The 24,776-nt window shown below is 52.6% G+C and carries 26 protein-coding genes and 1 pseudogene; 1 reads left to right on the plus strand and 26 read right to left on the minus strand.

Going from position 1 to position 24,776, the window contains the following annotated elements:
• Nucleotides 1-7: 7 nt before the first annotated feature.
• The 8 genes from IEW11_RS08830 to IEW11_RS08865 form a co-directional block, all read right to left on the minus strand.
• Complete coding sequence (locus tag IEW11_RS08830) at nucleotides 8-904, minus strand: LysR family transcriptional regulator (RefSeq protein WP_188530702.1); 897 nt, start codon at nucleotides 902-904, stop codon at nucleotides 8-10.
• 25 nt (nucleotides 905-929) lie between these two features.
• The gene (locus IEW11_RS08835; RefSeq protein WP_188530703.1) at nucleotides 930-1,418 is read right to left on the minus strand and encodes a tripartite tricarboxylate transporter TctB family protein; all 489 of its coding nucleotides are present in this window, start codon (nucleotides 1,416-1,418) and stop codon (nucleotides 930-932) included.
• The gene (locus tag IEW11_RS08840) at nucleotides 1,415-2,902 is read right to left on the minus strand and encodes a tripartite tricarboxylate transporter permease (RefSeq protein ID WP_188530704.1); all 1,488 of its coding nucleotides are present in this window, start codon (nucleotides 2,900-2,902) and stop codon (nucleotides 1,415-1,417) included. Before IEW11_RS08840 ends, IEW11_RS08835 begins: the two co-directional genes overlap by 4 nt.
• Nucleotides 2,903-2,937: 35 nt before the next feature.
• The gene (locus IEW11_RS08845) at nucleotides 2,938-3,948 is read right to left on the minus strand and encodes a Bug family tripartite tricarboxylate transporter substrate binding protein (RefSeq protein ID WP_229725073.1); all 1,011 of its coding nucleotides are present in this window, start codon (nucleotides 3,946-3,948) and stop codon (nucleotides 2,938-2,940) included.
• A 31-nt stretch (nucleotides 3,949-3,979) separates the two neighbouring features.
• Nucleotides 3,980-4,597 (minus strand): cupin domain-containing protein, encoded by a 618-nt coding sequence (locus tag IEW11_RS08850; RefSeq protein ID WP_188530706.1) that lies wholly within the window; start codon nucleotides 4,595-4,597, stop codon nucleotides 3,980-3,982.
• Nucleotides 4,598-4,629: 32 nt separating this feature from the next.
• On the minus strand, nucleotides 4,630-5,169 hold the full coding sequence (locus IEW11_RS08855; protein ID WP_188530707.1) for a cupin domain-containing protein: 540 nt from the start codon (nucleotides 5,167-5,169) through the stop codon (nucleotides 4,630-4,632).
• Between the two features lie 16 nt (nucleotides 5,170-5,185).
• Nucleotides 5,186-6,460 (minus strand): Rieske 2Fe-2S domain-containing protein, encoded by a 1,275-nt coding sequence (locus tag IEW11_RS08860; protein WP_188530708.1) that lies wholly within the window; start codon nucleotides 6,458-6,460, stop codon nucleotides 5,186-5,188.
• Between the two features lie 185 nt (nucleotides 6,461-6,645).
• Nucleotides 6,646-7,410 carry an IclR family transcriptional regulator gene (locus IEW11_RS08865; protein ID WP_188530709.1) on the minus strand — a complete coding sequence of 255 codons (765 nt, stop codon included), beginning with the start codon at nucleotides 7,408-7,410 and terminating at the stop codon, nucleotides 6,646-6,648.
• A 171-nt stretch (nucleotides 7,411-7,581) separates the two neighbouring features.
• Between IEW11_RS08865 and IEW11_RS08870 the strand changes: the two genes are divergently transcribed.
• Nucleotides 7,582-8,526: an amidohydrolase family protein gene (locus IEW11_RS08870; RefSeq protein ID WP_188530710.1), complete on the plus strand. Its 945-nt coding sequence runs from the start codon at nucleotides 7,582-7,584 to the stop codon at nucleotides 8,524-8,526.
• A 139-nt stretch (nucleotides 8,527-8,665) separates the two neighbouring features.
• Here IEW11_RS08870 and IEW11_RS08875 read toward each other — a convergent pair.
• The 18 genes and pseudogenes from IEW11_RS08875 to IEW11_RS08960 form a co-directional block, all read right to left on the minus strand.
• A pseudogene (locus tag IEW11_RS08875) lies at nucleotides 8,666-8,869 on the minus strand (4-oxalocrotonate tautomerase); the annotation flags it as partial.
• Nucleotides 8,870-8,880: 11 nt separating this feature from the next.
• Nucleotides 8,881-9,660 (minus strand): 2-keto-4-pentenoate hydratase, encoded by a 780-nt coding sequence (locus IEW11_RS08880; RefSeq protein WP_373289316.1) that lies wholly within the window; start codon nucleotides 9,658-9,660, stop codon nucleotides 8,881-8,883.
• Entirely contained in the window at nucleotides 9,657-10,682 is a 1,026-nt protein-coding gene (gene dmpG / locus IEW11_RS08885; protein WP_188530712.1) for a 4-hydroxy-2-oxovalerate aldolase, read from the minus strand. Before dmpG ends, IEW11_RS08880 begins: the two co-directional genes overlap by 4 nt.
• 24 nt (nucleotides 10,683-10,706) lie before the next feature.
• A complete protein-coding gene (locus IEW11_RS08890) occupies nucleotides 10,707-11,594 on the minus strand; it encodes an acetaldehyde dehydrogenase (acetylating) (RefSeq protein WP_188530713.1) in 888 nt (295 codons plus the stop codon).
• A gap of 17 nt (nucleotides 11,595-11,611) precedes the next feature.
• Nucleotides 11,612-12,400: a 2-keto-4-pentenoate hydratase gene (locus IEW11_RS08895; protein ID WP_188530714.1), complete on the minus strand. Its 789-nt coding sequence runs from the start codon at nucleotides 12,398-12,400 to the stop codon at nucleotides 11,612-11,614.
• A 14-nt stretch (nucleotides 12,401-12,414) separates the two neighbouring features.
• Nucleotides 12,415-13,866, minus strand: coding sequence for an aldehyde dehydrogenase (locus tag IEW11_RS08900; RefSeq protein WP_188530715.1), 1,452 nt, complete (start codon nucleotides 13,864-13,866; stop codon nucleotides 12,415-12,417).
• Nucleotides 13,867-13,902: 36 nt separating this feature from the next.
• Entirely contained in the window at nucleotides 13,903-14,997 is a 1,095-nt protein-coding gene (locus tag IEW11_RS08905; RefSeq protein ID WP_188530716.1) for a zinc-dependent alcohol dehydrogenase, read from the minus strand.
• A gap of 25 nt (nucleotides 14,998-15,022) precedes the next feature.
• Nucleotides 15,023-15,850 (minus strand): DODA-type extradiol aromatic ring-opening family dioxygenase, encoded by an 828-nt coding sequence (locus IEW11_RS08910; RefSeq protein WP_188530717.1) that lies wholly within the window; start codon nucleotides 15,848-15,850, stop codon nucleotides 15,023-15,025.
• Nucleotides 15,851-16,002: 152 nt separating this feature from the next.
• Entirely contained in the window at nucleotides 16,003-16,995 is a 993-nt protein-coding gene (locus IEW11_RS08915; protein WP_188530718.1) for an ABC transporter substrate-binding protein, read from the minus strand.
• Between the two features lie 93 nt (nucleotides 16,996-17,088).
• Nucleotides 17,089-18,234, minus strand: coding sequence for an MFS transporter (locus IEW11_RS08920; RefSeq protein WP_229725075.1), 1,146 nt, complete (start codon nucleotides 18,232-18,234; stop codon nucleotides 17,089-17,091).
• 54 nt (nucleotides 18,235-18,288) lie between these two features.
• Nucleotides 18,289-19,191 carry an energy-coupling factor ABC transporter ATP-binding protein gene (locus tag IEW11_RS08925; protein WP_188530719.1) on the minus strand — a complete coding sequence of 301 codons (903 nt, stop codon included), beginning with the start codon at nucleotides 19,189-19,191 and terminating at the stop codon, nucleotides 18,289-18,291.
• Nucleotides 19,188-19,898 carry an energy-coupling factor transporter transmembrane component T family protein gene (locus IEW11_RS08930; protein WP_188530720.1) on the minus strand — a complete coding sequence of 237 codons (711 nt, stop codon included), beginning with the start codon at nucleotides 19,896-19,898 and terminating at the stop codon, nucleotides 19,188-19,190. Before IEW11_RS08930 ends, IEW11_RS08925 begins: the two co-directional genes overlap by 4 nt.
• Nucleotides 19,895-20,173, minus strand: a complete 279-nt coding sequence (locus IEW11_RS08935) for a PDGLE domain-containing protein (RefSeq protein ID WP_188530721.1) — start codon at nucleotides 20,171-20,173, stop codon at nucleotides 19,895-19,897. The genes IEW11_RS08930 and IEW11_RS08935 overlap by 4 nt, the downstream gene beginning before the upstream one ends.
• On the minus strand, nucleotides 20,170-20,805 hold the full coding sequence (locus IEW11_RS08940) for an energy-coupling factor ABC transporter permease (RefSeq protein WP_188530722.1): 636 nt from the start codon (nucleotides 20,803-20,805) through the stop codon (nucleotides 20,170-20,172). The genes IEW11_RS08935 and IEW11_RS08940 overlap by 4 nt, the downstream gene beginning before the upstream one ends.
• 87 nt (nucleotides 20,806-20,892) lie before the next feature.
• Nucleotides 20,893-21,408, minus strand: a complete 516-nt coding sequence (nikR, locus tag IEW11_RS08945; protein ID WP_308422718.1) for a nickel-responsive transcriptional regulator NikR — start codon at nucleotides 21,406-21,408, stop codon at nucleotides 20,893-20,895.
• A gap of 510 nt (nucleotides 21,409-21,918) precedes the next feature.
• The gene (locus tag IEW11_RS08950) at nucleotides 21,919-23,070 is read right to left on the minus strand and encodes a Gfo/Idh/MocA family protein (RefSeq protein ID WP_188530724.1); all 1,152 of its coding nucleotides are present in this window, start codon (nucleotides 23,068-23,070) and stop codon (nucleotides 21,919-21,921) included.
• Between the two features lie 23 nt (nucleotides 23,071-23,093).
• Entirely contained in the window at nucleotides 23,094-23,936 is an 843-nt protein-coding gene (locus tag IEW11_RS08955; protein ID WP_188530725.1) for a sugar phosphate isomerase/epimerase family protein, read from the minus strand.
• Nucleotides 23,937-23,948: 12 nt separating this feature from the next.
• Nucleotides 23,949-24,776 carry an aldo/keto reductase gene (locus tag IEW11_RS08960; RefSeq protein WP_188530726.1) on the minus strand — a complete coding sequence of 276 codons (828 nt, stop codon included), beginning with the start codon at nucleotides 24,774-24,776 and terminating at the stop codon, nucleotides 23,949-23,951.

Genomic DNA, 24,776 nt, shown 5'->3' on the forward strand with positions numbered 1-24,776 from the left:
CTACCCCTTAAGGAAGCAGATTGTCGGCATAATGAGCCGCAAATTCAAAAAAAGTATGCGCGGTAACAGAAAGCTGCTGGTTGTTTCGGTATGCAAACGAAATTTCTGAACGCGCGCTGAGGCCAGGACTGATCGGCACCTGGGCGAACGTTCCATCTGCGATTTCTTCCATCACAGAAACGCGCGGGAGAAAAGCAACCGCCCGAAATTCCTTCATCAATTGTTTCAACGTTTCCATATGCACGAGTTCCATGATAACCTTCGGTCTGATTCCCTCTAGTTGATACCAACGCAGAACAGCATCCCACTCCGGGTGGCCCTTGCCATAGGCCAACAAAGGGACGTGCCTGAGATCGGTGGCAGTGACAGGCTTGCCTTGGAGAAGTGAACGATCCGGGGCAACAAACATCCATTCGTCTTCATACCATGGATGAAAGCTTAACCCCTTCTCCGCCGTGTTGGCATAGATGATCCCTAGCTCCGCCTGTCCATTGTTCACTTTTTCGATGACCTGATAATTGGGGCAAGCTACAACTCTTAGCCCGATTTGAGGATATTTGAGGCGAAATTCGCGGATGAATCTGGGTAATACATAGCTGGCCACGATCGGCGTAACCGCAACGCTCAGTTCACCGGTCCGCCCTTCCTTGGACAGCTTCACCTTCTGATTGCCTTCCTGCAGAATGGAGATAAAGCGGTCGACATAGGACAAGAAACGCTTCCCGTCCTTGCTTAGCTCGAACCTTCGGCCCGCGCGATGAAACAGCTCGACGTTCAGCTCTTCTTCAAGTGACTTTATTCGCCCTGTCACCGTGGATACGGACAAATACAAATCATCCGCAGCCTTGGAGATGCTTTGCAGGGCCGCTACTCTTTGGAAGGTTTGAAGCAGATCAATGTCCACCGCGAGTCACCTCCATCCTGAAAGCCTACATGAAATAATATACATCCAACCCAACGACAAACGATAAATAGACGATTAGCGCCGTTATAAGAGAGTACAATATCGAAAGTCGCCAGCTTTGCTTAGAAATCCATTTCAAATAAATAAACAGCGAAACGACAATTGCATATATCATGCCAATGTAATAGGTCAGTGCAACAAACAGCACCATCCATACAATAAACAAAAATCTGCTCCTTCTTTCTTCTTTCGTCTCCGTCTCCTCTTCCACAACGCCTTCGCCGCCAATTGTCGAGCTGCCATCTGAGCTTTTACTGAGAAAAGACAGTCGTGAGGCAATCGCAGGAAACAAGTCAATTAACAATTGAACCCCGGAGAAAACAAGAAGAATGGTGCCGACGATCCGCGGAACCAGCACGACGTCGCTTCGCATGCCGATTGTGTTCCACATCAGTACAGCGGTGAAGACAAACAACAGCGCGGTAAACAGGCTTTTTTCGTTCAACCGGATCATGCGCTAATCCCCTTTCCGCGGGACTTCTTCATTTGGCTGCGAACATACGGCCATACAATGGACAGCAGCGTCATCCCGAGCAGAACAAGCGCGATCGGCCGGGTAAAGAATCCGCTGTAGCCAAACGTAGCCATGCTTTGATAATAGGAAGACTCGATGAGACCGCCGAGAACCATCGCAATAATCATTGCGATCCGGGAGTAACCGTATTTTTTGAAGTAAAACCCGATTAATCCAAAGACCAGAGCCACAATCACGTCCGCGATATTCCCCGAAGTCGCATAACAGCCGACAAGCGCAATCGCAATGATGCCCGGAGCCATCAGCGTCCCTTTGATATTCGTGATAAACACCATCCGTGTCCCGATGACAAACGAGAGCACACCGGCGAATATCTTGCCCATGATAGCAGCTGCAATTAATAAGTACGTAAGCTCAATGTCCGTTGTCAGCATCTCTGGACCAGGCGCCAGTCCATGCATCAGCAGTCCGCCGATCAGGACGGCCATGGCCGAGCTGCCGGGTATGCCAAAAGCAAGGGTTGGCAGCAAAGAACCGCCTTCTTTCGCATCATTGGCCGATTCAACCGCAATAACGCCCTCAATGGCTCCCTTGCCAAACTTTTCCGGATTTTTTGAGGTTTGTACAGCCATTCCGTAGGACAAAAAGCTGGCTACGGAACCGCCAACGCCCGGAATGATGCCGATGAAGATACCGATAAAACAGGAGCGCAAAAACAACCAGAAATTTTTGAATACGGCTGCAATGCCCTCGATGGCTCCCTTTTTCCCGACTTTAATGTCGCTCCCATACGCCTCTTGCTGAGTAAATAAGCTAAAGGCTTCCGTGATGGCGAAGAGTCCGATAATCACAGGCACCAAACTGAGCCCGTCCCATAAGTAATCCGAACCGAACGTAAACCGGTCTAATCCCAGAAGCGGATCCGTACCGACATAAGCGAGCATTAATCCAAACATCCCGGAAATCAATCCCCGGAACGTGTTCCCCTGCGTAACGACAGCGATAACGGTTAAACCGAACAACCCGAGCATAAAAAATTCCGGATACGAGAACGCCAGCACCAACGTTCTGGCTACTGGGATCAATAGATCAAGCAGAAACAGTCCGATGAACCCGCCGAGAACCGAGGCGAAGATCGAAGCGGATATCGCCATCTTGGCCTTGCCTTGCTTGGCCAGCGGATAACCGTCAAACGTGGTGGCTGCATTGGCGGCATCTCCCGGGGTATTCACCAATATGGATGTGATTGATCCGCCATAGTTAACAGCGCTGTAAGCCGACATCAGCAGCACAATCGCGGCCTCCGGACTCATGCTGAACGTGATGGGGATGAGGAGCGCCAGTGTGACGCTCCCTCCCAATCCCGGTAAAATCCCGATAATTAGCCCGAACAAGACGGCTCCGATCATAATTACTACATAATCCCATTGTAAAAGGGTGTCTATTTGACCTAAGAAGCCCATAATATGTCCTCCCCGCTCGCGAGCGGTATGTTAGATTATTCTTTCGCGAGAAGCTCAGTAACAACGTCCTTGTAGTTCTGATAGCCCTGTAATGCCGTTTCGACCATTTCCGTTGTATCGGCACTATTTAAATAGCTTGTCGTGAACTCCATCTTCTCCAGCACCTCATGGAATTCCGGGTCATCGATTGCTTTTTTAATCGCTTCTTCCAGAATTGCGCGGATGTCATCGGGCAGCTCCGGCGGAGCGCCGATCAGGCGATGCGTATTGAAGGCTTCGTTCATTTCCTCAGGCAAGCCGGCCTCAGACGGAATCGGTACATCCGGATAATCGGGATGCCGCTCAGAATTGTAGTACATCAGCATCCGCATGTCTCCGCTGTCAATATACTGCTTCTGGCTGTCAATGGAGCCCCATGTAATATCCGCATCGCCACGAATAACTGCTAACAGCGATTCACTGGTTCCGTCATGATTCAGAGGCGTCCATTTTACGCCCATTTCCGCAAAAGTGGCCGCACCGGTCAACGTAGCGTTAGCCGCCAAGCCTTTGGTGGACATAATCACATGATCTTTGGAGGCCAAATCCTCCATCGTTTGATAAGGAGACTTCGAGCTCACTGTGGCGATCGCAGGATCCAAAGACAGACGGGCCAGCCAAGTGACCGTGGACAAATCGAATTGGACCTCGCGTGCCAATTGGGTGCCGGCTAATCCCCCAAGATTGTATATGCCTATCGTATAACCGTCCGGTTTCGCTTTCTGCACATAGTTAGCCGCAATTGCGCTGCCGGCGCCCTCCATGTGACGTACGATAACGTTCACTTGGTTCGGCAGATGCTTCTTTATAAAGGGAGCAATCGCCTGGGCCCAGTCGCTGTAGCCGCCTCCGGGCGCGTAGCCTACTACGAACTCGATATTTTTGGTTGGAAAGTTTGAGGAAGCGCTTGCATCTTTGCTTGCGGGGGATGCACCGCATCCCGCCATAACAAACACCAGAAGCAATGAAGAAGCTAAAAGAAACAGCTGCAGCTTTGTCTTTCTCACACAAACCCCTTCTTTACCGTTAAATTTTAGTTTACGCGTTCTGGCCTTGTTTTGCTTTGTTGATATATTCCGATATCTTATCCGCATCCAGCTTGACGCTCGGATCATATTCCGGCGCGTTCTCAAGCTGCTCCAAATCGTTAAGTCCGCAATATTTATAAATCCGGTTGATCGCAGAGATCAGGCGGGCCGGTTTGTCCGGATCCGCATTGAAGTGCTGGTGAATCGTATTCGGCGGGATGTAGATCACGTCGCCGGCCTTCCACTCGTAGCGCTTCACCTCATCCTGCGGCTTCCAATGATACGTGTCCGTAATTTCCACATCACAATCCTGATGAAGATCGTAACCGCTGCCCTCAAGCACGTACAGGCACTCCTCAGCCAAATGGCGGTGCTTGCCCGATTTGCTGCCTGGCGGAATAATCTGCATGTAAGCATCGACCGTCTCCATACGGGTATTCATCTGTTCGTTAAGAAGATGCTTCAGCAGGCCCTGCGGCGCCATCTCCCACGGCATTTCCTGCGGCCTTACGATCTTCTTGCGCGCTGCATCCCTTACCGGACGCTCTGCCGCATCGTCGAGCAAAAATTGATAATAGTCTCCCTCTTCATTGCCCTGCAGCCATACCTTTGATTCATCCCATGCCATGTGCAGTTCCTCCCCTTCGAATCGATTATTTATTACTTCTCGCCTTCCTCGCGCGCTTTGAATCCTACGCCTTCTGCAGTCGGCTCGATCGGCCGAGGCTCCACCTGCTTCTGGAACAGCATGTTCATGAACATATACATTGGCTTTGTCTTGATGACAAGCGCCCGCGCCGGTTTGTGCGCGTCTGCGTTAAAATGCTGGTGCACGCAGTTATTATGAACGACGGCGATATCTCCCGCTTCCCAGTCATAGCGGATTCCATCATGAATCTCATAACCTTTGCCATCCAGGATATAGAAGGCCGCTTCATTGACATGCCCGTGCTTTTGCGACTTGCCGCCGGGACCGTATTCCTCCAGATGAATGTGGAAGGTCTGCGTCACGCCATCCTCCGGCTCGATATAATGCTTGCTGAACGCTTGGGGCCCGTCGTTAAACTTGATCTCCTCGCCCTTAAACACGCGCGGAATCGCGCGCAAGCGATCCAATTCTTCCTTAAGGCTGTATTGCCCTTGAATCCCTCTGACGAATATACGGTCCTTCTTACTGTGGTAATGTGATTCATGACCCATAGCTCTAGCCTCCATTTTAAAATTTAGCTGCAAAGTCTTCCTTCATCGCTTCGCTCCAGTGCAATTCCTTGGAAATAAGGCGGTCGCAGCCTCGTACATTCCGGTACGTTAAAGGATCGACGCCTCTTGGGCGTCCGCCCTTCTCCACGGTCCTCGTCGCTTCAAGGAGCATCTGACGTGCGGCGATAATCGCGGTATCTGCGGTGCCGAGCTTTTCTTTGGACCGGTCGCAGTAAGGCTTTTCCATCGTCTCTTGCAGCGCATAGTCCTGTGTGTTAATCCCCTGGATGCCGGTGAAGGTTTTGGTGCGCTGAACCTCCCGGTCAATGAGGAAATCATTCGAAGGATTGCGTTTTAACCGGTAGCCCGGAAGCACATCCTCCGGCCCCCGGCCGAACTCCGTTTCATGCTTCAATACGAATTCTTCCGTAAACGGAATACTTGGCTCTGAGGAGTAGATAAAGTTCCACACCCAAGTCGTTGCGTCATCGATCGGAACCCAGAGGTGACCTGCAATCGACGGGAATTCCTCCATCTTCCCATCCTTCCAACGAATGATCGCTCCGCGCATCTGCTGGGCCGGCATAATGTACTGGTAGCCGCGAACATAGTTGCCGTCTTCCTTCAGATCACGGATGCCGACGTAGGAGAAACCATAGTCGGTCTTCACAACTTCAAGCTTCGGTGAAGGCGCCCGCGTACGCAGCGCATTCTTGTCGGCAATGTTGTTGTTGTGCGCAAAGGAGGAGTGGGAGGTATCGATCCCGCCTTCCAAGCCCTGCAGCCAGTTACAGCTCTCATACGTTTTGGATACGTGCCTGTGCGTCTTCGGCGCCCGGATCCACTCATAGTCCGGAACCGGCGGCAGCTCATCGGCAGGTCCCATATAGGTCCAGATGATGCCTGCTTGCTCCCAACATGGATACGAAGTAATTTTTACCTTGTGTTTGAAATTGCTCTCCGCCGGCTCGTTAGGCATATCGACGCATTGGCCGGTCGTATCGAATTTCCATCCATGGTACACACAGCGTAATCCGCATTCCTCATTGCGGGCCCAGAACAGCGGAGCCCTGCGGTGCGGGCAATATGCGTCCACCAGTCCAAGCTTGCCTTCCGAATCCCGGAATGCAATCAGGTCTTCGCCAAGCAGGCGTACGCGAACCGGAGGACAATCTGGCTTTGGAAGCTCCTCCGACAGCAACGCTGGAATCCAGTAACGGCGGAACACTTCACCCATCGGTGTTCCGGGACCGACCCGACATAACCGCTCATTGTCTTCATGTTTTAACATGTCTCGTCCCTCTCCTTTGCAGCGCTTTCATTTTGGGTTGTACAGCTTAGGTGTGACTTTTTCTAAGTGTAAGATGAAGCGCTCCGGAGCCATAGCACCACGTTCTTGCATACGGAACGTGAATGAAAAATTGTATAAAAAAAAAACGGTTTCCTCAAGTGGAAACCGCTCCATACGTGACGTTTTTATTCAAAATCCATGCGCTCGGTAATCAATCTGCTGTACGTTCGCATGTCTTTGATATACGACTGTACTTGCGCCGGAAGAAATTGCGCGGGTGTTCCAGTCAGGCTAACGGCCGCAATCACCTCGTTATCGTCATTGAATACGGGAACGGCCGCAGAACAGATCCCCGGTTTCAATTCTTCGTAACAGACGGCGTATCCTTTCTGCTTCACCTGCATCAACTGTTCTTTTAAGACGTCTACTTTGGTGACGGTTTTACCTGTATGCGCTTCCAATCCAAGACTGCATACGCGCTCCATCTCTTCCTCGCACTGATGGGCGAGCAGGATTTTACCCGATGCCGTGCAATGGGGAGGCACTCTCTTGCCGATCTTGGAAATCGTGCCCTGATGATCCTCGGGGATGCGCTTGATTATATACACTACACCGCCATTGTCGTACACGCCCAGATGAACCGTTCGCCGGATGGAGCGCATCAGCTTATCGAGCAGCGGCAAGGCCACCGTTCGAAGCTCCATCTCATGATACACCGTAAAGCCCAATTCAAAAGCAGCGATTCCCAGATGATACTTCTGGTTTCTTGGATTTTGTTCGACCAGATTGTTCTCGGTCAATGTTTTGATTAACCGGAACACCGTGCTCTTCGCCAAGCCTAATCGTCCGCTCAGCTCACTGATGCCCAGCTCTGGCTGCTCAAGGGTGAATTCTTTCAGGATGCGCATCGCATTGTGGACGGATGAGAGAGTTTCAATTTGTTTAGCCAACAGGAAAACCTCCTGATTATGATCAAACGAATTCCGTATAGAAGAACAGATCTCTTAACGTAAGAAAGGGAATCGGATACGGTAAGAGTAACATGAGCGGTGAAAAAATTCAAACGTTTTGTTAACGCTTTTATTTCCTGTTTTATTAACTGATAAGGAGGCTTTTTTCTCATGTATGATGCGCATACTCATTTTATTCCTCCGGACGTTTTGAACTGGCTTGTCGAAAATAAGCAGAGCGTTTCAGCTGTCTTCGACAAGCGCGATGCGAACAAAGCGGACTTCCTAAGCATCAACGGCAAATGGGCGTTCGAGTTAAAACCGTCGTTCGTCTCGGAGGAGTTGTTTCTCCGGGAGCAAGCCAAAGCGGGCGTCCAGCATACGCTCATCTCCCCAATCCCGCAGCTATTTCTGTATGAGTTCCAAAGCGAGATCACCCGGGAGCTAGTGCAGGTGTACAATCAAGCACTCGCAGCAATTGCAAGCGATAAGCCGGGGCGTCTTGCAGCGCTCGGAACGGTAAGCTTGAACGCTCCGGAGCAGGCGGCCGCCGACTTGGAGACAGGCATGGACCTCGGGCTGAAGGGTGCCATCATCGGACCGGGGCATAACGGGAAGCTACTATCCGATGCCGGCTTTACCCCGTTGTGGGAAGCGGCGAACCGCCTGAAGGCCGTGATCTTTATTCACCCTCTGCTCAATACGGATCCGAGAATTCAGACGCGAATGATGCCGAATCTTGTCGGCGTTCCATGGGAGACAACTGTTGCGGCAGCGGACTTGCTGCTGAGCGGCCTGCTGGATACGTACCCCAATGTCAAAATTTTGCTCGGACATGGCGGCGGTTTCCTGCCTTATCAGATCGGGCGGCTGGATAAGGGTTATGATATGTGGAATCAGGTTTCCTCGAATTTGCAGGCAAAGCCATCGGAGTATTTGAAGCGGTTCTGGTTCGATTCCGTGCTTTGGAACGCGCATGCGCTGGAGTATCTCGTCCAAGTTGTCGGCGAAGATCACATTGTACCCGGTTCGGACTATCCATTCGATCTAAACGAGCTGCCAACGAGGATTCTTAGCGGGGATGGATACCGTTCTTTGCTGGAATTGGATAGATGACATTACAAGATCTTAGTCACCGAATGAGCGTGGCAGGGCATGTTGGATTAACGAAGTCTGGATGATCCACCCTTGTTTCTAAAAATGAATGCCCCGTCAACACAAGCATGGGTTGACGGGGCATTCGCTTTTTTTCATCTCACCGGCCCTGAATATCGGAAACGGGCGTTCCGCCAATTCCCCAATGGGTCTTCGGCACTTCACTTACGAGTACCCTGACGTTCTGCTTTGGAACCTCCAACGTTTCAACAACGGTATCCGTAACATTTTCGATCAATTTCTTTATTTTTTCGACCGGCCTGCCTTCCAACACTTCAATATGAACTATGGGCATGCTCGCCCTCCTCCCGCTCCTTACTCGCTTACTGTAAACCCGATTTCACCGAGGCCGTCCCACTTCGCCGTCACATAATCACCCGTAGACAGCATCACCGCCCCGGTAATTCCACCAGTAAGTATAATATCGCCTTTTTTAATTTTCAATCCTTTGCGAGCCAGCATGTTCGCCAGCATCGCAACGGAATGCGCCGGATGTCCGACAACGGCCGCACCGGCTCCCAGATCCTTTAACTGCCCGTTGATCGATAAAGTGACCCCGACCAAATCCAGCTCCAGCTCCCCTGGTCTGCGCATCGCGCTTCCGAATATGACGCGGGAAGAGCTCGCATTGTCCGCGATAACATCAGGAAGCGTGAATTGGAAGTTCTCGTAACGGCTGTCGATAATCTCAAGCGCAGGAATGACATAATCCGTTGCAGCCAGCGCTTGCGCGCCCGTCACGCCCGGTCCCTCCAGATCCTTGCCCATGATGAAAGCAATCTCCGCTTCTACCTTCGGATGAATGAGGTCGCTCATCGAAATGCGGCCGCTGTCTTCCACCATGTAATCGAAAATGTAACCGTAGATCGGCTCCTCTACATTCATCTGCTTCATCTTGGCGCGGCTCGTCAAGCCCATCTTCGGTCCGACGATGCGGTAACCCTGCTCCAGCTTCATACCGACCAATTGCTCCTGAATCACATAGGCGTCTTCGACGGTCAGCTCCGGATGCTCGGCCGTAATCCGAGTGACTTCGCGCTTTTCCGTCTCGGCGGATACCAGATATTCGGCAAGGGCTTTATTATTCATCGTCATACGGCTGCACCCGCCTTTTGTCCCGCAATCTCCGCAGCTACGTCGATAATCATATCCTCTTGGCCGCCGACGACCTTCCGCTTACCGAGCTCAACCAGGATGTCGCGTGAATCGATTCCAAACTTCTTGGCGGCGCGCTGCGCATGCAGCAGGAAGCTGGAATATACGCCTGCATAGCCAAGCACCAGGCTGTCTTTTGTAATCTCCTGCGGCGAATTCAGAATCGGTGCGACGATATGCTCCGCCAAGTCCATCATTTTGTAAATATCGACGCCGGTTTGGATGCCCAGGCGGTCGCATACGGCAACCAGAACCTCAGTCTGCGTGTTGCCCGCTCCGGCGCCGAGACAGCGCACGCTGCCGTCGATCCGTTTCGCTCCCTCTTCAATGGCTGCAAGCGTATTGGCCATCGCCAGGGAAAGGTTATTATGTCCGTGGAATCCGATATCGATAGACAGATGATCCCGGAGCGCCCGGATCCGCTCTCTTACCTCATGGGGCAGCAGCGCACCGGCAGAGTCTACAACGTACACAACGTCGGCTCCGTAGCTCTCCATCAATTTCGCTTGTTCAACCAGCTTTTCTGTAGGCGCCATGTGCGACATCATCAAGAAACCGACGGTTTCCATCCCCAGATTTTTCGCCATCTCGATGTGCTGCTTGGAAATGTCCGCTTCTGTAATGTGCGTAGCGATCCGCGCCATCTTTGCGCCGATTCGGTGCGCCTCCTTCAGCTCGTTCACCGTCCCGATACCGGGAAGGAGCAGAACAGCTACCTTCGAATGCTTGCACACCGAGACGGCCGCTTCGATCAGCTTCATCTCGTCGGTCCGGGACAGACCGTATTGTAAGGACGAACCCGACAGCCCATCGCCATGGGCCACCTCCATATAAGGAACGTTTGCTTCATCGAGCGCCCGGGCGACGTTCGTCACCTGCTCCACGGTATACTGATGCGCGATCGCGTGGCTTCCGTCCCGCAGCGCCACTTCAGTAATTAATATATCGCGTTGGCCGGTCATGGAATGATCACTCTCCTCTTTCGATTAGACAACCGCACTTTGGATTCTTTTTTTGGCGTATTCCTCAGCAACCTTAACCGCAGCGGCAGTCATGATATCGAGATTTCCGGAATAGGTCGGCAAATAATCGCCCGCGCCCTCCACTTCAATAAACACCGTCACTTTATTGCCTTCGATGATCGGCTCCATCCGCAGGCGGTAGCCCGGAACATAGCTTTGTACCGTCTCAGCCATTTCCGTAACGGATCGTATAACTTCCGCTTCGTTCATCGTTCCGTCCTCCACCAGGCAATACACCGTGTCGCGCATCATGATCGGCGGTTCTGCAGGATTCATAATGATGATTGCTTTACCTTTCTTCGCACCGCCGATTTCCTCAATGCCGCGGGAGGTCGTCTGCGTAAACTCGTCAATATTCGCGCGCGTGCCCGGTCCGGCGCTGCGGCTTGAGATGGTCGCGACAATCTCTGCATATTCAACCGGACAGACACGATTGACAGCATACACGACCGGAATCGTCGCTTGCCCGCCGCACGTGATCAGGTTGATATTGTCCGCATCGATATGCTCATCGACATTAACCGGCGGAATGACGAACGGCCCTACTGCAGCCGGCGTTAAATCCAGAGTGAACTTGCCAGCCTCTCGGAGCATCTTCGCATGGCGGATATGAGCCTTTGCCGAAGTTGCGTCAAATACGATGTCCGCTTGCTCCGGACACTGCTCCAAGAATCCTTTGAGCCCGCTGTCAATCGTTATATAACCACGTTCTTTAGCCCTGGCTAGCCCATCGGACTCCGGATCGATCCCGATCATCACGGACATCTCCAGAACACTTGAACGCTCGAGCTTCAACATCAGATCCGTACCGATATTACCCGATCCGAGTACGGCCACTTTCACTTTGCCCATGTGAACTCAACCTCCTTTTAATCAAGCGTAAACGATACGGATGCTTCCCCCAAATGCGCAAAACGAGCGGTAAATGTATCGCCCGGCTGCGCATTGACCGCAGCAGACAGTGCGCCGGACAAGATGACCTCACCGGCCTTGAGCGTTATGCCGAAACGGAACAATGCATTGGCCAGCCAGGCCACACACGCAGCCGGATTGCCTAAAGCCGCCGCCCCTACGCCGGTATTTTCAATCTGTCCGTTGCGGTACAGCACCATGCCTACCTGCGTCAAGTCGAGCTCCTCAACCTTCATCGGTCTCCCGCCAAGCACATACAAGCCGGATGAAGCATTATCGGCAATCGTATCGGGCAGTTTGATCTTCCAATCGCTTACGCGGCTGTCTACGATTTCCAGGGCGGGCACGACGTAATCCGTAGCCTGCAGCACATCAAGTACGGTCACCCTTGGACCGATCAGATCCTGCTTCAGCACGAATGCGATCTCCCCTTCCACCTTCGGCTGCATGACTCTCCTCATCGGGATTTCTCCGCGATTCTCGATGACCATGGATTCTAACAAGTGCCCGTAATCCGGTTGGTCTACGCCCAGCAGCTTTTGCATCGCTAAAGAGGTCAGGCCGATCTTCTTCCCGACGATCCGGTCACCGGCTTTCACTCTGCGCTCGATATTCGTTAATTGGACGTGATACGCTTGTTCGATAGTCAGGTCTTCATGCAGCGCCGTCAGCGGCTGCGTCCCCTGACCGGTCCGCTCGGCCTCGGCGAGCAGGTCCGCCAGTGCTGAGATACGATGGTCCTCCATCCTGTCGCCTCCTCTTATAATTTGATCGTAATGTTCGTCAGCTCCGAATAAAATTCAAAGCTGTGCATGCCGCCTTCCCGGCCGATCCCGCTCTGTTTCATGCCGCCGAACGGCGTGCGGAGATCGCGGAGAAACCATGTGTTGACCCAGACGATACCCGCCTCGATCTGTCCCGCGACACGGTGGGCACGGCGCAAATCATTCGTCCATATCGATGCGCTGAGGCCGTAATGCGTGTCGTTTGCCTGTTCGATCACCTCTTCCTCCGTGTCGAACGGAATGACGGTAACGACCGGTCCGAAAATCTCCTCCTGCACGACGCGGCAGTTCCGGTCCAGCCCAACGATAATCGTCGGCTCAAGGAAATAGCCCTCATCCAACCCTTCCGGCCGTTTGCCTCCGGTCAGGATCGTTCCGCCTTCCTCCAGCGCTAACTGGATGTAACTCGTCACTCGCCCGAAATGCTCCTCACCGATCAGTGCGCCGACCTTGGTCTTCGGATCGAACGGATCCCCCACCTTCAGCTCCTTCGTCTTCGTCACGAATTTGTCCAGAAAAGCTTCATAGACAGGCCGCTGCACATAAATTCTCGATCCGCACAGGCAGACTTCGCCTTGGTTGACGAAGCTGGATTTCAGCGTTGTCTCGATCACTTCATCCAAATCCGCATCGGCAAAGATCAGATTCGGGTTCTTTCCGCCTAGCTCGTAGGAAAGCCGCTTTAACGTCTTGGATGCCGCTTGCATGATGATCTTTCCGGTTGTCGTTTCCCCGGTAAAGGAAATCGCGTTCACGTCCGGATGCTCCGTCAATGCTGCACCGGCCGAATTCGGCCCGAACCCGTGAACGATATTGACGACGCCATCCGGAACGCCTGCATCCTTACAGATCTGCCCCAGTATGGTTGCCGTCATCGGCGTCAGCTCCGCGGGTTTCAACACCGTTGTGTTACCTGCGGCCAAACAGGGCGCAAGCTTCCACGTCAACAGAAGCAGCGGCAGGTTCCACGGATTAATGAGGCCGACGACACCGACCGGGCGGCGAATTGCATAATGAATCGCCACATCATCCTGCTGGTACGATTCTGTCCCGAGCGAACGCAAATAATCGGCAAAAAATTGAAAATTGTAGCCGGAGCGAGGAATATCGATCGAGGAAGACAACCAAAGCGGCTTCCCTGTATCCAGCGTCTCCAGGTGCGCAAGCTCATCCTTACGCTCGAGGATCAGATCCCCGATTCTGCGGATCACAGCGATTCGATCATGCGTCGTCATCTTTTTCCATGGGCCGTTCAGCGCTCGCTTTGCTGCCGCTACCGCCAGATCGATCTCTTCCTTGCCGCCCTCGGCCACCGTTCCGATAACCTTGCCTGTTGCCGGGTTGACGTTGTCAAATGTTTTGCCATTTTGCGAAGCTGCATATTGACCATCAATAAAATGCAAACAATCAATTGCCTTGTATGACATGCCTGCTTCCTCCTTGAGGGTATGGAATGTACACGCTTACAGCCAAGGGGAAACGGTGACCAGCAGCGGTGAAGGCTCTCCTTCATTGCCGGCGGTCTTCAGCGCCATATCCGTATCCTTAAGTGCGTAATTGTGTGAATTCATCATTGCTAATGGGAATTTCCCCGAAGCGATGAGATCGACGGCCATGCGAACGGACTCGAAGCTGTGTCCTCTTACGCCTTTGATCGTCAATGTTTTTTTGATGACCTCATCCAGCTCGAACGCATCGATCGTTTTGTATTTATAAGCTCCGAACAGGACGGTACCGCCCTTTCCGGCACACTGCATCGATGTATAAACGGGTTCACTGCCCCCGGATGTGACATCGATGACAAGATCCGCCATTTTTCCTCCGGTAATATCGGCTACCCGTTCCACCAATGGCTCCGTGGAGACGTTAATAATGTTGTCCGCCCCAAGGCGGCTCGCCAGCTCCAACCGGTTCAAGCTGGAGTTTCGGCCGGTGACGATCACCCGTTCCGCGCCGGCCGTTTTGGCGGCTAATGCACATGCCAGGCCTTGCTGGCCCGGGCCCTGAATTAACACCGTATGCCCGGGCCGCGTCTTGCCGATGATGGACATCCACTCAAACCCATTGGCAAGCGGGAGCGTCAGCGCAGCCTCCACTGCAGGTACATGATCCGGCATAGGATGCAGCACAGCGTTCGGATGTAAATACAGATATTGAGCAAATCCGCCAAATAATGATGGCTCCACGCTAATCGGCGTCGCCCCGTACCGGATACCGCCGGACCTTGGATCGGTCGAAGGGCAGGACCGGTACATCCCCGTTCGACAATGCTCGCATTGTCCGCACGGAATATACTCCTCCATCGCCACCCGGTCGCCTTCCTCGAGTCCCCATCTTCGGGCCGCTTCGGGCCCGAGCCGTTCGATGCGCCCTACGACATGATGCCCTAAAATTCTTGGATCCTGCTTTTTCGTATAGTATGAAACATCTGTACCGCAAACCCCGACGATCTCCACCTTAAGTATGCCGCCGTCCACCGGAATGTCCGGCATATCGAATTCGCGTAATTCGGTGGTTCGGATGTCCGTCGCTACGGCCGCAAGAGCGTTCATCGCCATGTCTTTCTCCTCCAACTATGATGGATTATGAGGCATTCGATTGCTGTTCCGCCTCCGGATGGAACGTCATGACGACGTTTCCGCTGCCTGATGATTGCGCATAGCCCCAATATTGCGGTTCGTACGATTGCTGCAGGACGCCCAGCAGGGCCGCGATATGGCGTCCGCCGGACTCTACGCCGGCAATCTTCGCATATTGCGGCAGCATATCCTTAGCAGAGGTAAAGTCCTTGTTCATAAGAAACTCGACAAATTGATTATCGAGCGCCTGCTCCGAACGGGTCGGCATCCTCTCCGGCCCTCTCACAAGATTGTGGGACAGCGCGCCGCTGCTCGCAAATACCGCCCTCTTCCCGCTTTCCTCGATCGCCTTGGCGATCGTCTGCCCCCACAGATACGTTTCATCGAGGCTGGCTGCCCAGCACACCGATAGATCAATGACGGGGATATCTTGATTCGGGACCAAATACCGGAGCGGAACGACGGTTCCATAATCCCACACATAAGTCGGATCATTGACCGCCACGGCCGGCAGGCCCGCTTGTTTGCCCGCTTCGATCAACCGCTTCGCCAGATCCTCATCACCCGGATAGTCGTAGGGGACATCAGAGATTAAATCCGGACATTCCATAGCCGTTAAGATTCCTTTATGCCGAGGGGTTGCGTCTACATAATGATGAAAGGTCGCCATGAAGTGACACGATATGATCACCAGCACATCCGGCTTCACGCTGTGCAGCACCTCCGAGGCCTTATACATGGCCTCCGTGAGCGGCTTTTGAAATTCGGCCACGCGGTCCTCGTGACAAATTCGCGGTACATGCGCCACCAGCATTCCCAGTTCTACAGACATCTTGAATCCCACCTCTCTGCTCATTCGCGCTACTAAGACTTCTACTTTTTCAACTTATCGCAGATACGGACGCTTTCACACCATGACGTTCTGTTATGCGGAACATCGAAGAGGGAAGCTTCCACATTTGTCTTGATATATCACTGTGCAGATTACAGCGTGTATTTTTCCAATGTCGATTTTGCAAACAGCTCTTCTATTTCCGGCCTTCGTTTGATCAGTCCCTGCTCGTACTGGTAAGTGACGAACGCCTCTAACGTTTTTCTGTTCTCCTCCAAGCCGTACGGCCAGAAATCCTCGCCCATCAAAGCTTTCGTCCGCTCGATCTCCGCGACTAGCCAAGGCAGCGTTACCTTCAGGGCTGCTGTTTGGCGGAAGCCGTCATATACTTTTTGCTTGGCGCTGACAAAAGCATCATACAGGTTGGCCGCGATCCAAGGATGGCGCTCCAATACCTCATTGCGGATCGCTACGACATGCATAATCGGGAAAATGCCGTGATTGCGGAAGTATTCCTGCTCCACCGCCACATAATCCGCAAACAGCCGCTGCACATTCGGCGAGCCGTTCAGGAAGCAGGATGGCGCACGCGGTGCGATAAACGCATCGATTTCTCCGCTTTCTAGCATGGCGTTTAACGTTTGCTCTGGACCGATCGGCTGAATCCGAATTTCCGGAGGCAGGTCAAGCTTCACCTTCTCAATTCGGCCCGGCTGCTCTTGTCCGCCTGTCAGCCACTGCACATCGGATGCGGCAACGCCGTAATCATGCTGCAAAAATCCGCGAATCCAGACGCATGCCGACAGCTGGTATTCCGGAATGCCGATTCGTTTGCCCTTCAAGTCCCCCGGCTCGCGAATGCCGCTGTTAACGTTTACATAGATGCCGGAATGGCGGAACATGCGGGACATGAACACCGGTATGGCCGTGAACTTCGGATTGCCCCGATCGTTAGCGATAAGGAATGAGGAAAACGACAGTTCCGAAACATCAAACTCCTGATGCCTCATCATGCGCCAGAACGTTTCCTCCACCGGCATTTTCAAGAAGTTCAGATCAATCCCTTCCACCTCGACCGTACCGTTAATCAGTGCCTGCACCCTGTCATAATCCCAACATCCAAAACTGAGCTGAAGCTTTGACATACAAACCCTCCCACCTTTTTTACTGTGATTATATCGCCTGTCTGTGCTGGAAAGAACAAGCCGGTTCCACCATGCGGAACGGGAGCCCGATAATTACTTTATCCGCGTAAAAAATGCCCCGAACAGCAATACCCCTCCGCTTAACCAGAAAATCGGAGATACTCCGGCCGCACTCCCGATCACACCAAACAGGATTGGCGCTCCGAATTGGGAGGCCCGGTTAAAGGTAAGCCGCATTCCGAGCACTTCCCCCTGCCGCCCGCTCGGACTGGAATTAAGCGCAAATACGAGGCTGAGCGGCTGACCAAGCCCCAGTCCCACGCCGAGTGCCATCGCAAGAACGGTTAAAAGAATCGGCCATTCGGAGAGCGGAATGAGCAGATAGGCAGCAGCACTTAGCAGCAGCGTGACAAAAAGCAGCCTTCCCCGGCCGAATCGCCGTACAAGGTAAAACTGCGTTACCCGCACCAGGATCGACATCGCCGCCATCAACGACAGGATGATCCCGATTCTGCCCGAGCTCATGCCCAGATTAGTGGCATAAATGGGAAAATAGGCGACGAACAGATCCTTTGAATACAGCACCAAACCGCTGATGATCAGTGCATTACGAAGGTTGGCGGTGCGAAGCAGCCCCCAGGTGTTGTTCGAGGCAATCGCGCCAGGTTGCTCTTGACGCTCGAGCGGCTCCCCGCTTCTCCATGCCGAACGGGATATCAGCAAGCCCATGAGCAATGCGATGGCAATGCAGGCGGCCGAGGCAGCAAAAGAGACGGAAAAGCCGAACCGTTCATACAAAAACCCGCTCATCAAGGGTCCGATCAATTCCCCGGTGGAGCCGCTCAGGCTGAATGTCGCAAACAGACGGTCCCGGTCACCCGGTAAATTACCGACCGTCTTTTGCAGAGAAATTAACACGCAGATTTGGGAAAATCCCATCATCAATTGGGAAAAAAATAACGTCGGAATATTCGCGAGGAGAGAAGGAAGCGCAATGGCCAGCAGCATACCCGCTCCGCCCCACAGCGTTACGGAACGGGCGCCGAAGCGATCCAGCCATTTGCCTATGCGAATCGCAAGCAGCATTGGCAGCAGGGCATACAAGGAAACCAATATGCCGATCAATGCCTCGGAGCCACCGGTTTCATAGACAAAAAGAGATACGATCGGCCGTGTTCCCAGCAGCGCAATACAATATAACGTGTGCATGGCAAAGTAATAATATAAAAGCTTCTTCATTCTGCTCATCCCTCGTTCGTGTCCCGTCATGCCAAGCGGACTATTTACTTCCTATCATGAACGGGCCCGAAGAGGCAGGGAAGAATTATGTTCCGATATGCAGAACGGCTCCGTAAAAAGGGGGGCGAGTTTGTTTGCGGCCAGCTTCTGTTCCAGCCATCGCTTCAGCTCTTCCATACGAATCGGCATGAGCCGGGGTTCCCCGTCCCATAACGCCGATGCCAGCTCTGCGATCGGGGGCAGCTCTAGCTTCGTCTGCGCGACAAGGCTGCGGTTCGCGAACAGTTCGCCCGGACTCATCACACCGGCACATGCGCCTTCCCGCATGACAATGACATCTTCCGCCCATTCCGCCACCAATTGCATATCATGCGTCGTTACGATGACAGTTCTGCCCATCTCGGACAGCATTTCCATAATACGCTGTATCTCTTTTTTTCCGTGCGGATCCAGAAAAGCCATCGGCTCGTCAAAGACGACGAGCTCCGTTTCAAGCGCCAACACGCCCGCGATCGCCACCAGCTTTTTTTGGCCCAGGCTTAACTCCCCAGGGTGGCGATTCGCAAGCTCGGTAATACCGAGTAGTGCTAAGTAATGCTGTGTCCGCAGGTCTACCTCTTCCCTCGCTATTCCCCGCTGCACAAGGCCGAACGCTATATCCTCATATACCGTTAAAGAAATGATCTGGTCATCCGGGTCCTGAAAAACGATCCCGACATGATCCACCATCCGCTCCCGATTCCGCTTGGTGACCGGTTCCCCGCGGAACCAGACTTCGCCGGAACTCGGCTGGAACAAACCGTTCAAGTGGAAAACGGCAGTTGACTTGCCTGCACCGTTAGCACCGACAATTGCCGTCCTCCGATTGGCGATAATGTCGAACGAGACATTGGATAATGCCGCCCGTTCAGACCGATAGCGGTAATGAACCTCCTTGAATTGTACGATCGGTCTCATAATATCCCTCCAGATATACTCCATAAGAGGAGCCCGAATACCGCAGCTGCCATTGCCCCTGCCTTCCATCCGTCAAGCCGGTGGGGAAGGGCCAGGTCGCGCACCGGAACAATCCCCTTGTAACCTCTCGACATCATGCCCATCGATACCTTTTCCGAGCGGCGGAACGAACGCAGCAGCAGGGAAGCCAGCAAATGGGATAATGTAATATAGCTTTTCAGCGAAAACCAGCGCCCCGTCCGAAATCCTCGGCTGCGAAGGCTTTTCAGCATGGACGAAGCCTCATGCCGGAACACATCCAGGTACCGGAGCGTGAACAGGATCATTTCCACAAAAATAGAAGGCACCCTAAGCCGCAGCAGTGCCCCAAAGAATACCGGCAGCGGCAGCTGATGAAATAAGAGTGTAAGCATTTGTAAGGAAAAGAGCAGCCGTCCGCAATACATCAGAGCTAGCGGAAAGCCAACAGCATATCCGCTCCCGGGCTGCGTCCACGGAAAGAATAGCAGCATGAAGATGAAGAATGGAAGGGCCAGGCGGAACCGGCGCCAAAAAACATGGACGGGCACTCCGCCCGCCACTAGCCACCATTGGCCTAAGATCAATAAAAAAAACAGGATGTCAAGCCGTTCCACCGATACCCCCATTGCAATGATGAGCAGCAAAGCTGCAATCCGCAGCGGTGGGTACTGGATAACCGGATTCATCGGGTTTTTCTCCCCAGCCGTTTGCCGAAAAAGACGAATACTGCAAACGTGATCAGTACGCCTGCAAGGCCTGATATGCTGGAGGAGATCCAGCTGTCGATGCCCGGCAGCGAATAATCCGGCATCGGCGCCGGCAGCAGCGTCGAGGCATGTTCAATATAGCCGGTTTCCTCCCCCGCTTTCTCGAATCCGTCCGGGTGAGAGGAAGCGAATAAGGACAGGATTCCTGCGATCACTAATGAGGCAGCGATCCACGCGATGATCCGTTTACTCATAACAACATCTCCTTATTGTTCGATAGTGTGAATGAAGACCGCAAAGCGAACGGCAGCACAACGGCGGTAATCACCGCTTCACCGATTCCAATGAAGGCATGCCAGAACAGCAGCGTGCCAAGCGCAAGCTCGAGCGGCACCACACCTGACAGTGCCAATAGAAGCGCTCCCACAACAGCAACCGCAATTACGGATACCCATCCGCTGACGACAGCTGACACAACCGCAGGAAGCGACAGCTTCTGGAGCAGCTTGTGCATAAGTACGGCGGCCGCCGGCGCAACGATCGCCATATTGAGGATATTTGCGCCAAGAGCGGTGATCCCCCCATCCTGAAATACAACCGCTTGAATGATCACCACCGTGGACATGATTAGCGTCGAGGGCCAGAATCCGAACAGGATCGCAGATAATGCCGCTCCGATTAGATGGCCGGACGCCGCTGCGCCAAGCAGAGGGAAATTAATCATTTGCGCCGCGAAGATGAACGCCGCCATCGCTCCCATCATGGGTACGGTGCGATGCTCCAGCTTGTGCTTCGAGTAGCGGACGCTGCGGGCTAATACGATACCGGAAACCGCTGCAGCGGTTACCCATACCTTCGGATCGAGAATTCCATCTGGAATATGCATAGTGTTAAGCTCATCCTTTCTCTTCTATATAATAGTTGTGATTATGGCCTTGGAGGCAGTGGCGAACGCGATGAATGAGTGCTGGAGTCAGACGTGATTCTGCTGGTGATGATTGTGATGATTGTGATGATTGTGATGACTGTGATGATCATGGTCATGGTGATCGTCGCCATCGCGACCTGGGCTCTGGGATTTGATCACACTGACGGAAAGCTCGGCGTAGAACACGCCCTTCTGTACGCGGATCGCATCGGTAAGGCTCTGCAGGCTGCCGTATTCGCCATTAACGATAATGATCTCCAGACATTGATGATGGTTGAGATGCACATGCATCGTGGAGATGATGTTGCCATGATATTCATGCTGCAGCTCCATCAGATAATTCGGCAAATCTGTGGCATGATGATCATAGACAATGACAACTGTGCCAGCTACCGGTTCCTTTGGCGAAAGCCGTTCCGGCTGGATCAAAGCTTTGCGCACCAGATCCCGGATCGCCTCCGAACGGTTGTTATATCCCTGCTCTGTAATAAAAGAATCAAAGCGCTCGATAAGCTCCTGCGGCATCGATACTCCAAAACGTACCAAATCAGACTCTTTCAATCCCGTGTTCACCACCAGTGTCATTATTTAGTATCAAAGTAACACGTCGACTGACAGGAGAAAACCAGCTTGTGCCGTATAGCAGAACAGTATCGATGGAACGGGATTGGCAGGGTAAAATAGGGGAGCTTGCTCAAAGCAAATATTGCACAATATCTTACGAGTAGAGTATGCCGCGTAGGGCACATTTTGTGGAACACCTTTATAGCAATGGAGGTTAAGCCAAGAAGGGGGAGTATACGTATCGACAGACATTAGAGGAAAGAATTAAATTCATATATTTTCCATCGAAAATTATATTTTATTTCCTATGTAAACAACAGATTTATTTATAGATTCATATTATCCATTGCGAAAAACTAAACGACCGCTCCCCGGTAGAATAACGGGAAGCAGCCGCCGCATAAAAGCCTAAGTATATATACAATAAATCGAAGCCGAATTTATTCAGTCAGAGCATCACCCTCGAAGGAACGAATGAGCGATTCACTCAATGACCTTCGGATGCGATCAATACAATGCCTCAATCTTCTGCCAGCTTCCGGTTTCGGCACTTTTCACAATGGCCTCCTCGATGAGCATTATGTTGTGGCCCTCTTCAAAGGAAGCGACGGATTGAGAGCGGTTGTCCATGCCAAGCACCTGATCATAAAAGTGCAACATCATATTCTTAAGGCTTTCAGGCCATCCTTCTTCATGTCCGCCCGGGTAGTGAAGATAGGGAAGCGCCGCCGCTTTCACGCATCCGGGGTCTCTGCGGACGGTCTCCGCCGGTTTATCCCGAAACCCCACGTCCAGATGATTGGGTTCCTCCTGCCTCCAACTGACGGATGCCTTCGAGCCGTCGATATGAAGCTCCAGAGCGTTCTTTTTGCCTGCAGAAATCTGCGATACCGTAAACACGCCCCTCCCGCCGTTCTCAAATTTAACAAGCACAGAACCATAGTCCTCGGTATGAATATCGACCAGCTCTGTCTCTTCTTTGCTCCCGGAATGAAAGGTTGACCACTGATGAAGCGGTTTATAACGCTTGGGGATGGCAGTAACCGTATCTGCGAATACTTCCACAATCCGCATTCCCGTCACATACTGGGCAAGATCGAATACGTGCGATCCGATATCTCCAATTGCCCGCGTTTTCCCGCCGTACTCCGGCTCAATCCGCCAATTGTAGTCCGTATCGTAGAAAAGCCAATCCTGCAAATAGCTTCCCCGCACCAAGCGGATATCGCCCAAATCATTGTCCTGGACCATGGCGCGCAGATGCTGGATCATCGGAAACTGGCGGTAATTGAAATTAACGCCGGTAACAAGCCCTTTCTCTCTTGCAAGCAGATATAATTCCTGCGATTCCTCGTATGTCCTTGTTAGCGGTTTCTCCGACAGTACATGTTTGCCATGAAGAAGGGCCTGCTTGTTAATCTCGAAATGCATATGGTTAGGCGTACAGTTATGAATGACCTCGATCTCACTGTCATGAAGCAAATCTCTATAATTTCCGTACGCTTTGGGCACATGCAAGGATGCTGCCGCTGCATCCGCCTTCTCCTGGCCGTCAAGAACTATGGCCGCAAGCTCGACGTGCCCCATACGCCTGATCGCTTCAACATGGGCTTTCCCGATAAAGCCCGTTCCAATGACGGCCGCTTTTACTTTTCTCATGCCCGATTTCCTCCTTTACTTATTCATGGCCTGGAGATTTCGGACAGCTTGCTCTTCAAATAAGAGAGAGAGGTTGCAGCATACCAATCCGGATCTGCTTGGCGGGTATGAAAGCCTACTTCCATCGAGAGATAACCCTTATAATCGAACTCCATTAATGCCTTCAGCACCGCATCAAAATTCCCCGAGCCCTGACCGGGCGGAAGACGGTCATGATCTGAAATATGGACGTGATGCAACTTGTCCCGCATCTTATATACGTAGTCGCTTGGCACTTCATTTCTGTACAACGCATGGTAGGTATCGAACATGACCTTCACATTTGATTGTCCGCTCGCTTCGGCCAGCATTAGAGCATCATCAGCCGTTTCGATCAAATTGCTGTCTGCCGGTGTCGGCTCGACTACCAAATTGACGCCGAGCTGTCCGGCGTATGTTGCACACTCCTGCAGGCCCTCAAGGCTATAATTCCAGGCGTCCTGCTGCGAGGTCCCGAATACGGCCCAGCCCGCAATCCAGATCACGGTCGGGCATTCCCAGTCATGGGCCAGCCGAATAACCTCCTTATAATGGTTCACCGTGAACCTGCGCTCCTCCACGGAGGGAGCGCTCGGATTGTTGCCGGGTCCGCCTCCCGGCGCGGGCAGCATCGCCGCTACGCTTAAATCGGCTTTTTTAAGAAACCTCAGAATCTCCTTCCGCCGCTCGGCAGACACATGATCAGGCCAGGCATGCGGGCTGGCGCATCCAATTTCGATACCGTCATACCCCATCGCAGACAACCGGTTAATTACTTCCTCCAATGGATACGATGGCAGCCAGGACGGGAAGCAGCTGTATACCCAGGTATTAAATGATAGCTTCATCTGAATAACTCCTTAGAAATTAAAATTGTCAGGATCGGCACCGACCCGCTCGTTCCGGTTCAAGGCATCCAGCCTGGCGATATCCTGTACCGATAATTCAAAATCAAAGATATTGGCATTCGATTCGATCCGCTGCTTCGTAACGGATTTCGGGATCGCTACCACTCCTTTTTGCAAATCCCAACGCAAAATAATCTGGGCCGGCGATTTGCCGTATATGCCGCTTAGCTCCATCAAGAGCGGATGAACAAGCAGCTTGCCCTGCATCAGCGGACTCCAGGCCTCCATCTGGATGTTGTTATCTTTACAAAATTGATGCAGTTCCGTTTGGGTCAAGCACGGATGGAATTCCACCTGATTGACTGCAGGGATAATCTCGCTATCGGCCATCAAATCCTGCAAATGATGAATCTGAAAGTTGCTGACGCCGATTGCCCGGACTTTACCGTCCCTGTAAAGCTTCTCAAGCGCCCTCCATGTCTCCTTATACATGCCTTTAACCGCCCAATGGATCAAATAGAGATCGATGACATCCAGGCCGAGCTTTTTGCGGCTCTCATCGAATGCGGCCATCGTTGAATGATAACCTTGATCGGAATTCCATACCTTCGTCGTAATGAACAGCTGCTCGCGGGGAACGCCGCACTTCTTGAGCGCCCTGCCAACCCCTTCTTCATTGCCATAGATCGGGGCATTATCCACACTGCGGTAGCCGGCCATAATCGCCGCAATTACAGCCTGCTCCACCTCGTCACCTTCTGCGGCTTGATAAACGCCAAGTCCGAGCCATGGCATCTTAACCCCATTATTCAGAACTGCGCAATCTGAGATGTGCTTCAT

This window comes from Paenibacillus abyssi (assembly GCF_014640295.1).
Classification (GTDB): domain Bacteria; phylum Bacillota; class Bacilli; order Paenibacillales; family Paenibacillaceae; genus Paenibacillus_D; species Paenibacillus_D abyssi.